This window comes from Burkholderia sp. BE17 (genome assembly GCF_009362305.1).
In the GTDB taxonomy this organism is placed as follows: Bacteria; Pseudomonadota; Gammaproteobacteria; order Burkholderiales; family Burkholderiaceae; genus Burkholderia; species Burkholderia pyrrocinia_C.
The window spans coordinates 1-10,803 of the sequence record NZ_WHNU01000084.1; the positions used below are offsets into that span (position 1 = coordinate 1).

General features: G+C 65.2%; 8 protein-coding genes and 1 pseudogene. 2 read left to right on the top strand and 7 right to left on the bottom strand.

Going from position 1 to position 10,803, the window contains the following annotated elements; all coding sequences use genetic code 11:
- The 6 genes and pseudogenes from GD429_RS41520 to GD429_RS39455 all read right to left on the bottom strand — a co-directional run.
- Positions 1 to 540: pseudogene (locus tag GD429_RS41520) on the bottom strand (hypothetical protein); the annotation flags it as partial.
- Between the two features lie 288 nt (positions 541 to 828).
- Positions 829 to 1,842, bottom strand: coding sequence for a HoxN/HupN/NixA family nickel/cobalt transporter (locus tag GD429_RS39435; protein ID WP_152865564.1), 1,014 nt, complete (start codon positions 1,840 to 1,842; stop codon positions 829 to 831).
- 163 nt (positions 1,843 to 2,005) lie between these two features.
- Positions 2,006 to 4,117, bottom strand: a complete 2,112-nt coding sequence (gene fusA / locus GD429_RS39440) for an elongation factor G (RefSeq protein WP_034178833.1) — start codon at positions 4,115 to 4,117, stop codon at positions 2,006 to 2,008.
- A gap of 219 nt (positions 4,118 to 4,336) precedes the next feature.
- The gene (locus GD429_RS39445) at positions 4,337 to 4,837 is read right to left on the bottom strand and encodes a DUF192 domain-containing protein (protein ID WP_258281207.1); all 501 of its coding nucleotides are present in this window, start codon (positions 4,835 to 4,837) and stop codon (positions 4,337 to 4,339) included.
- A gap of 159 nt (positions 4,838 to 4,996) precedes the next feature.
- Positions 4,997 to 5,215 carry a hypothetical protein gene (locus tag GD429_RS39450; protein ID WP_072444916.1) on the bottom strand — a complete coding sequence of 73 codons (219 nt, stop codon included), beginning with the start codon at positions 5,213 to 5,215 and terminating at the stop codon, positions 4,997 to 4,999.
- A gap of 278 nt (positions 5,216 to 5,493) precedes the next feature.
- A complete protein-coding gene (locus GD429_RS39455; RefSeq protein WP_034178831.1) occupies positions 5,494 to 6,072 on the bottom strand; it encodes a pseudouridine synthase in 579 nt (192 codons plus the stop codon).
- A 276-nt stretch (positions 6,073 to 6,348) separates the two neighbouring features.
- Between GD429_RS39455 and icd the strand changes: the two genes are divergently transcribed.
- Positions 6,349 to 7,605, top strand: coding sequence for an NADP-dependent isocitrate dehydrogenase (icd, locus tag GD429_RS39460; RefSeq protein ID WP_034178829.1), 1,257 nt, complete (start codon positions 6,349 to 6,351; stop codon positions 7,603 to 7,605).
- Positions 7,606 to 7,887: 282 nt separating this feature from the next.
- Complete coding sequence (locus GD429_RS39465; protein WP_152865569.1) at positions 7,888 to 10,116, top strand: NADP-dependent isocitrate dehydrogenase; 2,229 nt, start codon at positions 7,888 to 7,890, stop codon at positions 10,114 to 10,116.
- A 114-nt stretch (positions 10,117 to 10,230) separates the two neighbouring features.
- Here GD429_RS39465 and GD429_RS39470 read toward each other — a convergent pair whose 3' ends face one another.
- On the bottom strand, positions 10,231 to 10,455 hold the full coding sequence (locus GD429_RS39470; RefSeq protein WP_034178827.1) for a hypothetical protein: 225 nt from the start codon (positions 10,453 to 10,455) through the stop codon (positions 10,231 to 10,233).
- Positions 10,456 to 10,803: the final 348 nt, after the last annotated feature.

Consider the following 10,803-nt stretch of genomic DNA (forward strand, 5'->3'; position numbering starts at 1 on the left):
CCCCGAAGCACCGCCACCCGAAGCACCGCCACCCGAAGCACCGCCACCCGAAGCGCCGCCACCCGAAGCGCCGCCACCCGAAGCGCCGCCACCCGAAGCGCCGCCACCCGAAGCGCCGCCACCCGAAGTGCCGCCACCCGAACCGCCGGTGCCGGACGCATTGCCTCCACGGCCCGTGCCGCCTGACGTTGCGCCTGTCGCTCCGCCGACACCAGCAGGTCCGACAGCGCCGTTTCCGTTATTTCCACCGCTGCCGCCGCCGGGGTTGCCGCCACTGCCGCTCGCGCCGGCACCGTGACCACCGATGCCACCGCCCGCATAGACGAGCGACGCGCACGCAGCCGGATTGGCCGCGCACGACGAAGCGTCCTCGACCAGCATCATGACGGTGTCCGCGTCGGCGTTCGCGACGGGCGCGGAGTCGGGCGCCGCATTCTGCGCGACTGCATACGAGCAGCAGCACGCAAACGCAGCTGCGGCCATCAAGGTCGCGCGATAGCACCGTCCCGCCGCGCGGAACGGCTGTTTTGTCTTAAGCATCATGGCCTCCCGTGCGCGCGAAGTGTCGTAGCCGCGCGGCTATCTACGTGTGGTGCAGGGGGCCAGCAATGATTCGTTATCCTTTCGGTTGCCGATTGCCTTCGGGCTGGCGCTTGAAGCCAGCCGCCAACGCGGATCGGCACGCGGGCCCGCCGTGCGAGGCCCTATCTGCTAGATTCGTGCCATCGGCCGCTTACGCCCGTGGCGCAAGGCGCACGCATGCGTGCGACGGCGCTTGAAACGTCGTTGCGGGGGTTTTGTTTCCGAAATGAAACGTCTGAACGATGCTCAGCGCGCCGGCGCGTCGGCCGCGCGCTGCCAGCGGTGGAACAGGATCGATGCGATCCAGCAGACGAGGAACAGCGCGACGATGCCGTAGCCGATCGAGCCGAAGCGTTCGCCGAGCGCATCGAGCGCGTCGCGTACGGGGCCTGTCAGCGACAGCTTGTCGGCCAGCAGGCCGGCCGCCTCGATCCCGCCGATCGCAAGCGCGACGGCCGCCGAGACGAACGTGATGCTCGCGTTGTAGAGCAGCTTGCGCTGCGGATCGTCCATCGCCCAGCCATACGCATGAATCATCAGCACGTTGTCGGTCGAGTCGATCAGCGTCATGCCGGCGGTGAACAGTGCGGGAAACAGCATGACCGTATAGACCGGCAGGCCCTGGCTCGCCTGCGCGGCTGCGATCGCGAGCAATCCGATTTCGGTTGCAGTATCGAAACCGAGCCCGAACAACACGCCGACCGGATACATGTGCCAGCTCTTCGACACGAACCGGAACAGCGGGCGCAGCAGCCGCGACACGAGTCCGGCCGGGCGGTGCACGTGCGGCGCGCCGTGCGCGTGCTCCGGCGCGCCGCGATAACGCCGCCACACGTCGCGCAGGATCATCAGGTTCACGCACGCGAGCACGAGCAGGAAGGTCGCCGACACCGCCGTGCCGATCGTGCCGCCGATCTCGCGAAACGCATCGAACCGGTCGCGCAGCGCGAACGCGGTCAGCGCGATGCCGAGCGTCGCGGCGATCACGATCGTCGAATGGCCGAGCGAGAAGAACAGCCCGACGCTCACCGGACGCTGGCCGTCCTGCATCAGCTTGCGCGTCGCGACGTCGATCGCCGCGATGTGATCGGCGTCGACCGCATGACGCAGCCCGAGCCCGTACGCGATCGCCGCGGTGCCGAGCAGCAGCGGATGATCGCGCAGCACCGTGAGCGCCCACAGCCAGACGGCGACGTTCGCGGCGATCAGGCCGGCGTAGAGCATCAGCAGACGGCGCAGGGCAGGAGTGGGCGGCGGCATCGGGACGGTTCCATCAGACGAATCGCATGGCATTGTGGCATGCGAAAAAAACGCGTGACGGGCCGATCAAAAAGCCGCGGGCGGTGCGCATTGGACAAAAAAAGCCCGTCCGGCGGAACCGGACGGGCTTTGCATGATGCGGCAGGGCGCAAGCGCCCGGCGCTTACTTCGTTTTCGCGTTGATCACGCCTTCCGATACGTTGGCTGGCGTTTCCGCGTAGTGCTTGAACTCCATCGAGTACGTCGCGCGGCCCTGCGTGGCCGAACGCAGCGACGTCGAATAGCCGAACATCTCGGCCAGCGGCACTTCGGCGCGCACGAGCTTGCCGCCGCCGCCCGCGATGTCCTCCATCCCCTGCACGATGCCGCGCCGGCTCGACAGGTCGCCCATCACGTTGCCCATGAAGTCCTCGGGCGTCTCGACCTCGACGGCCATCATCGGCTCGAGCAGCACCGGCTTCGCGCGGCGCATCGCTTCCTTGAACGCCATCGAGCCGGCCATCCGGAACGCGTTTTCGTTCGAGTCGACGTCGTGGTACGAGCCGAACGTCAGGTGCACCTTCACGTCGACGACCGGGTAGCCCGCGAGCACGCCGCTCTTCAGCGTTTCGGTGATGCCCTTGTCGACGGCCGGGATGAATTCGCGCGGAATCACGCCGCCCTTGATCTCGTCGAGGAACTCGTAGCCCTTGCCCGGGTTCGGCTCGAGCGTGATCACCGCATGGCCGTACTGGCCGCGACCGCCCGACTGCTTGACGAACTTGCCCTCGACGTCGGACGCCGTCGTGCGCACCGTCTCGCGATACGCGACCTGCGGCTTGCCGACCGTCGCTTCGACGCCGAACTCGCGCTTCATCCGGTCGACCAGGATTTCGAGGTGGAGCTCGCCCATCCCCGAAATGATCGTCTGGCCGGACTCTTCGTCGGTCTGCACGCGGAACGACGGGTCTTCCTGCGCCAGGCGGTTCAGCGCGAGGCCCATCTTTTCCTGGTCGGCCTTCGTCTTCGGTTCGACGGCCTGCGAGATCACCGGCTCCGGGAATTCCATCTTCTCGAGGATGATCGGCTTGGTCGGATCGCACAGCGTGTCGCCCGTCGTCGCTTCCTTCAGGCCGACGGCTGCCGCGATGTCGCCCGCGCGCACTTCCTTGATCTCCTTGCGTTCGTTCGCGTGCATCTGCAGGATCCGGCCGAGCCGTTCCTTCTTGTCCTTCGTCGCGTTCAGCACCGTGTCGCCGGATTCGACGACGCCCGAATACACGCGGAAGAAGATCAGCTGGCCGACGAACGGGTCGGTCATGATCTTGAACGCGAGCGACGAGAACGGCTCGTCGTCGCTCGGATGACGTTCCGCCGGCTTTTCCGGATCGGCGAAGTCGTGGCCGAGGATCGCCGGCACGTCGACCGGCGACGGCAGGTAGTCGATCACCGCGTCGAGCATCGCCTGCACGCCCTTGTTCTTGAACGCGCTGCCGCACAGCATCGGCACGATCTCGTTCGCGATCGTGCGCTTGCGCAGCGCGGCCTTGATCTCGTCCTCGGTCAGCGACTCATGGTCGTGCAGGTACTTCTCGAGCAGTTCCTCGCTCGCCTCCGCCGCGGCCTCGACCATCTTCTCGCGCCATTCGTGCGCGAGTTCGACGAGATTCGCGGGGATCTCCTCGTACGAGAACTTCACGCCCTGGCTTTCGTCGTCCCAGACGATCGCCTTCATCTTCACGAGATCGACGACGCCCTGGAAATGATCTTCCGCGCCGACCGGAATCTGGATCGGCACGGCGACGCCCTTCAGGCGCTCGCCGATCTGCCGCTGTACGCGGAAGAAGTCGGCGCCGACGCGGTCCATCTTGTTGACGAACGCGATGCGCGGCACCTTGTACTTGTTCGCCTGGCGCCACACGGTTTCGGACTGCGGCTGCACGCCGCCGACCGAGTCGTAGACCATGCACGCGCCGTCGAGCACGCGCATCGAGCGCTCGACTTCAATCGTGAAGTCGACGTGCCCGGGCGTGTCGATGATGTTGATCCGGTGTTCCGGGTAGTTGCCGGCCATGCCTTTCCAGAAGGCAGTGGTCGCCGCCGACGTGATCGTGATGCCGCGTTCCTGCTCCTGCTCCATCCAGTCCATCGTGGCCGCGCCGTCGTGCACTTCGCCGATCTTGTGGCTCACGCCGGTATAAAACAGGATGCGCTCGGTCGTCGTGGTCTTGCCGGCATCGATGTGAGCGCTGATCCCGATATTGCGATAGCGCTCGATGGGGGTTTTGCGGGGCACGTGAACCTCCTGGTGGTTCGGATCGTAAGCGGGCAGGCTGGGCCGGCCCGGGTTTGGAACAAGCGAGACTTAAAGCATAGCGCTTGCGCGTGGCTTTTGCAGATGCGGCCAGCGCCGGCGGAATCAAGCCGGGCAGCGCCGGCCGCAGGCGAAAAAAAAGCCGGCGCGCAACGGGCAGCCGGCTTCGGTCGGGGCGCGGCGCGGGGCCGCGGACCGCCGTTACTGGGCCTTCGGCAGGCCTTCGAGCTTCATGCCGGGCTTGATGCCCTTCGCGGCGAACCAGCCCTTGCTCATTTCGAGCGCATAGACGCCGTTGTTGCGCGGGCAGTGGTTGTCGGTCGTCTCTGCCTTCATCTCGTCGATGTCGGTGATCGTGCCGTCCGCGCGGATGAACGCGATCGACAGCGGGATCAGCGTGTTCTTCATCCAGAAGCAGTGCACGGCATTCTCGTTGAACACGAACAGCATGCCTTCGTTCGGCGCGAGCTGCGAACGGTACATCAGCCCCTGTTCGCGGTCGGCGTCGTTCGCGGCGACGGCCGCGTCGATCACGTACATGCCGGCGCGCAGCTTCAGATGCGGGAACTCGCTCGGCTGCTTGGCGCCGGGCGGCATCTGCGCGCCGGCGGCCTGCATGCCGAGCGCGAGGACGGCGAGCGCGGCGGGAAACACGGCGGCGCGCGCGAGGCGGCCGAGCGACGAGCGCAGGGAGAATTGCACAGCAAGGCTCCTATCTGGAAAACGAGACCCGCATGGTACGCGATGCGCGCCGACGGGCACAAAAAGAAAAAGGCAGATCGCCTTGCGGTGATCTGCCTTTCAACGCCGTAAGAACGGCAAGACTGCGTGTTCTTGACTGCGTTATTACAACCAGCTTGCTTAGTTCGAAGCAGCTGCCGGGGCTTCGGCTTCGCTTGCAGCCTTCTTCGCAGCGTGGTGCTTCTTAGCTGCGTGGTGCTTCTTGTGCGTTGCCTTCTTAGCCGGTGCCGAAGCAGCTTCTGCCGGAGCAGCAGCAGCCGGAGCGGCCGGAGCCGAAGCTTGTGCGAAAGCAGCCGTTGCGAAGAGACCAGCGACCAGAGCGGCGATCAGTTTGTTCATGTTGTGTTCCTCAGCTTTAGTTAATTAACCAAATGACCCGGCATAGGAGTCATGACGTCTAACGGTGCCATCCACCTTTCGGTTGACAGACGCTTCGAGAAATTTCTCATTGCGCTGCGGGCGCCGAATCGTATTCGAATAAAACGTCGCTTTCGTGACGCAAACACGTTCGGCTGCCAATGCCGGATAGCTCAGGGTGGCATCTGCGTCGTTTAACGCGCGATCTTCGCAGGCGGTTGACGAAAAAGATGACGAAAAATTCGCGCGCCCCGGATTCGTCATCCGGCGGGCGCGAAACCGTCCCACGGCGCGCGCGGCGGCAGTGCGATTGTTTCGCCCGGCGCAATGCCGAGTGCGAATATGTCCAGCGCACCGATGCCGACGCGCACCAAACGCAACGTCGGGAAGCCGACGGCAGCGGTCATCCGGCGCACCTGCCGATTCTTGCCTTCGGTGATCGCGAGCTCGATCCACGTGGTCGGGATCGCGGCGCGGTAGCGGATCGGCGGGTTGCGCGGCCACAGCGCGTCGGGCGGCTCGATGAACTCGGCGCGGCACGGGCGCGTCACGTAGTCGCCGAGATCGACGCCGCGCGCGAGCGCCTTCAGGTCGGCCGGGCCGGGCGCGCCCTCGACCTGCGCCCAGTAGCGCTTGACGAGCTTGTGGCGCGGCTCCGCGATGCGCGCCTGCAGCGCGCCGTCGTCGGTGAGCAGCAGCAGGCCCTCGCTGTCCGCGTCGAGCCGGCCGGCCGCATAGACACCGGGCGTTTTTACCCAGTCGCCGAGCGACGGCCGCGTCTCGTGCGCGGAAAACTGGCAAATCGTGCCGAACGGCTTGTTGAGGGCGATCAGGTTCATGGCGGGGCGCCCGCCCGGCGCGCCGCGGGAAGCGGGGCAGGCGGTCTATGGCAAATGGCGGAATCTTAATGCATAATACGGAACGGCAAGTCCTCTGTCTTATATAAGACATAAGTGAGGTCTTGATACGCAGTGCCGCGCTTCGTGCCGAAGTGCCCGGTTGGGGCGCTAGAATAGCGGCTCGCTGTTGCCGTCACGGGGTGGCCATGCCGCGCCCCCGACGCGCGCGCAGCTTCGACCAGCATCACCTGCTCAGCCACGTCACTGGAGTCGATCATGCCGTATCAGCACATCAAGGTTCCGGAAGGCGGTGACAAGATCACCGTCAACAAGGACTTCTCGCTCAACGTTTCCGATCAGCCGATCATTCCCTATATCGAAGGCGACGGTACGGGCTTCGATATCACGCCGGTCATGATCAAGGTCGTCGATGCGGCGGTCGCGCATGCCTACAAGGGCAAGCGCAAGATTCACTGGATGGAGATTTTCGCGGGCGAGAAGGCGACGAAGGTGTACGGTCCGGACGTGTGGCTCCCGGACGAAACGCTGCAGGTGCTGAAGGAATACGTGGTGTCGATCAAGGGGCCGCTCACGACCCCGGTCGGCGGCGGCATCCGTTCGCTGAACGTCGCGCTGCGCCAGGAGCTCGACCTGTACGTGTGCCTGCGCCCGGTCCAGTACTTCAAGGGCGTGCCGTCGCCGGTGCGCGAGCCGCAAAAGATCGACATGGTGATCTTCCGCGAGAACTCGGAAGACATCTACGCGGGCATCGAATGGGCCGCGGGCTCCGAGCAGGCGAAGAAGGTGATCAAGTTCCTGCAGGACGAGATGGGCGTGAAGAAGATCCGCTTCCCGGAAACCTCGGGGATCGGCGTCAAGCCCGTGTCGACCGAAGGCACCGAGCGTCTCGTGCGCAAGGCGATCCAGTACGCGATCGACAACGATCGCAAGTCGGTCACGCTGGTGCACAAGGGCAACATCATGAAGTTCACGGAAGGCCTGTTCCGTGACGCCGGTTACGCGCTGGCGCAGAAGGAGTTCGGCGGCGAGCTGATCGACGGCGGCCCGTGGATGCGCGTGAAGAACCCGAAGACGGGCAACGAGATCGTGATCAAGGATTCGATCGCCGACGCGTTCCTGCAGCAGATCCTGCTGCGCCCGGCCGAATACGACGTGATCGCGACGCTGAACCTGAACGGCGACTACATCTCCGACGCACTGGCCGCGCAGGTCGGCGGCATCGGGATCGCGCCGGGCGCGAACCTGTCGGATTCGGTCGCGATGTTCGAGGCGACGCACGGCACCGCGCCGAAATATGCGGGCAAGGATTACGTGAACCCGGGTTCCGAGATCCTGTCGGCGGAAATGATGCTGCGCCACCTCGGCTGGACGGAAGCGGCCGACACGATCATCGCATCGATGGAGAAGTCGATCCTGCAGAAGCGCGTCACGTACGACTTCGCGCGCCTGATGGAAGGCGCGACGCAGGTGTCGTGCTCGGGCTTCGGCGAAGTGCTGATCGAGAACATGTAAGTCCCCTTGCGGGGTGGGCCGGAGCGTTTCCGGCCGCCCCGGCGCCTACTGCCGGCGCCGGGGTGTTTCGTGGATGGCAGGTTTGTTGGCAGGGCGGTCCGGCATGCGGGCCGCGGCGCCGCGATGCGGCCCGGATGCCCTGCAAGGTAGAACATGACGGCCCTCGCAATACCACCGCCCGGCTGAGCCGGCGCGCCCCTTTCGCGACCGACCCGGTCGCTTCCCGCCGGTTACCGCCGGCGCTCCTGAGTCCCACAATCACGTAGCAATGCTTTGACCACCATGTCCACTTCGCCCAAGATCATCTACACCCTCACCGACGAAGCGCCCGCGCTCGCGACCTATTCGCTGCTGCCGATCGTCAAGGCCTTCACGCGCTCGTCCGGCGTCGCCGTCGAAACGCGCGACATCTCGCTCGCCGGCCGCATCATCGCGGCATTCGCAGACATCCTGCCGTCGGAGCAGAAGGGTTCCGACGATCTGGCCGAGCTGGGCCAGCTCACGCTGAAGCCGGAAGCGAACATCATCAAGCTGCCGAACATCAGCGCGTCGGTGCCGCAGCTCAAGGCCGCGATCGCCGAACTGCAGGCGCAGGGCTACAAGCTGCCGGCCTATCCGGAAGACCCGTCGACGGACGAGGAAAAGGCCGTCAAGGCCCGCTACGACAAGATCAAGGGCAGCGCGGTGAACCCCGTGCTGCGCGAAGGCAACTCCGACCGCCGCGCGCCGCTGTCGGTCAAGAACTACGCACGCAAGCATCCGCACAAGATGGGCGCGTGGCAGGCCACGTCGAAGGCGCACGTCGCGCACATGAGCGAAGGCGACTTCTACGGCAGCGAGAAATCCGCGCTGATCGCCGATGCGGGCAGCGTGAAGATCGAACTCACGACGACCGACGGCGCGAAGAAGGTCCTGAAGGAAAAGACCGCCGTGAAGGCCGGTGAAGTCATCGATGCATCGGTGATGAGCCGCAACGCGCTGCGCAGCTTCATCGAAGCGCAGATCGCCGACGCGAAGGCGCAGGGCGTGCTGTTCTCGGTGCACCTGAAGGCGACCATGATGAAGGTCTCCGATCCGATCCTGTTCGGCCATTTCGTGTCGGTGTTCTACCGCGACGCGCTCGCGAAGCACGCCGACGTGCTGGCGCAGGTCGGTTTCAACCCGAACAACGGGATCGGCGACCTGTACGCGCGCCTGAAGGACCTGCCGGCCGACACGCGCGAAGCGATCGAAGCCGACATCAAGGCCGAATACGCAGTGCGCCCGCGCCTCGCGATGGTCAACTCGGACAAGGGCATCACGAACCTGCACGTGCCGAGCGACGTGATCGTCGACGCGTCGATGCCGGCGATGATCCGCGAGTCGGGCTGCATGTGGGGCCCGGACGGCGAGCTGTACGACGCGAAGGCCGTGATTCCGGACCGCTGCTACGCGGGCGTCTACCAGGCCGTGATCGAGGACTGCAAGCAGCATGGCGCACTCGATCCGGTCACGATGGGCAGCGTGCCGAACGTCGGCCTGATGGCGCAGGCGGCCGAAGAATACGGTTCGCACGACAAGACGTTCCAGATCCCGGCGGACGGCGTCGTGCGCGTCACCGATGAAGCCGGCAACGTGCTGCTCGAGCACGCGGTCGAGTCGGGCGATATCTGGCGCATGTGCCAGACGAAGGACGCGCCGGTGCAGGACTGGGTCAAGCTGGCGGTGAACCGCGCCCGCGCGACCGGCGCACCGGCCGTGTTCTGGCTCGATCCGGCGCGCGCGCACGATGCGCAGGTCATCGCGAAGGTCGAACGCTACCTGAAGGATCACGACACGAACGGCCTCGACATCCGCATCATGACGCCGGAAGACGCGACCCGCTTCTCGCTCGAGCGCATCCGCGCGGGCAAGGACACGATCTCGGTCACCGGCAACGTGCTGCGCGACTACCTGACCGACCTGTTCCCGATCATGGAGCTCGGCACCAGCGCGAAGATGCTGTCGATCGTGCCGCTGATGGCTGGCGGCGGGATGTTCGAAACGGGTGCGGGCGGCTCCGCGCCGAAGCACGTGCAGCAGTTCGTCGAGGAAGGCTTCCTGCGCTGGGATTCGCTCGGCGAATTCCTCGCGCTGGCTGCATCGCTCGAACACCTCGGCCACGCGTACCAGAACCCGAAGGCGGTCGTGCTCGCGAAGACGCTCGACCAGGCGACCGGCAAGTTCCTGGACGAGAACAAGTCGCCGGCGCGTAAGGTCGGCGGCCTCGACAATCGCGGCAGCCACTTCTACCTGTGCCTGTACTGGGCGCAGGCGCTCGCCGAGCAGACCGAGGATGCAGCGCTGAAGGCGCAGTTCGAAGGCGTTGCGAAGGCGCTGTCCGACAGCGAAGCGCGCATCCTGGAAGAACTGGCAGCCGCGCAGGGCAAGCCGCAGGCAATCGGCGGCTACTACCGTCCGAGCGTCGACCTGACGAGCCAGGCGATGCGCCCGAGCGCAACGCTGAACGGTATCGTCGACGCGGTCGCCTGACGCCGGCCGCGCGGGCCAGTGCGGGAGTCGGCGCGCGGGTTTTACGGTCCGCCGCTCTACGCAAAAGAAAAACGCCCCGGACGCCCGGGGCGTTTTTCGTTGCAGGCCTGCCATTCAGACGTGAACGATTTCCCACTCGGCGATTTCGTGCGGCACTTCGAGCGTCGCCGTGTCCATGTCGGACAGTTGCGGGCAGTCGCCGCGGGAGATGTGGTCGGCAGCCACTTCGGGGCACGAGAACGCGCCGAGCAGGGCGTTGCCGAACGTCGCTTCCCAGCCGCCGTTACCCGGCAGGATGTAGAACGACCCGAGCGCTGAACCAAAGCGAAATCCCTTCATTTCCGTTCTCCCTTTCTGATCACAAGCGATTCTGTTGTGCCGCCTGCCGGCTCGGCCGGCTGTGGCTCGACTGGCTGCTTGCGCCGGGTTCCGTATCGAACGTCGTGGCGAAGCGTCAGTGCATGGAACAAAGTCTACGTCCGTGGCCCGCTCGGATGGTGCACGTAGAACAGCTTCTCGAAACAAAAATTCTCATTTAAAAACAACGCATTATTTTTGTCGTTTTGTATTGCGGAACGATTTTTGGCATCGCGAAACAGGAAATTTGTGCCCTGCACCACGAATTTTTACAACGCAGGGACTTGTTCCGCATCGTGAAAAATTCGAGATTTCGCGGGGGGGGGGGGC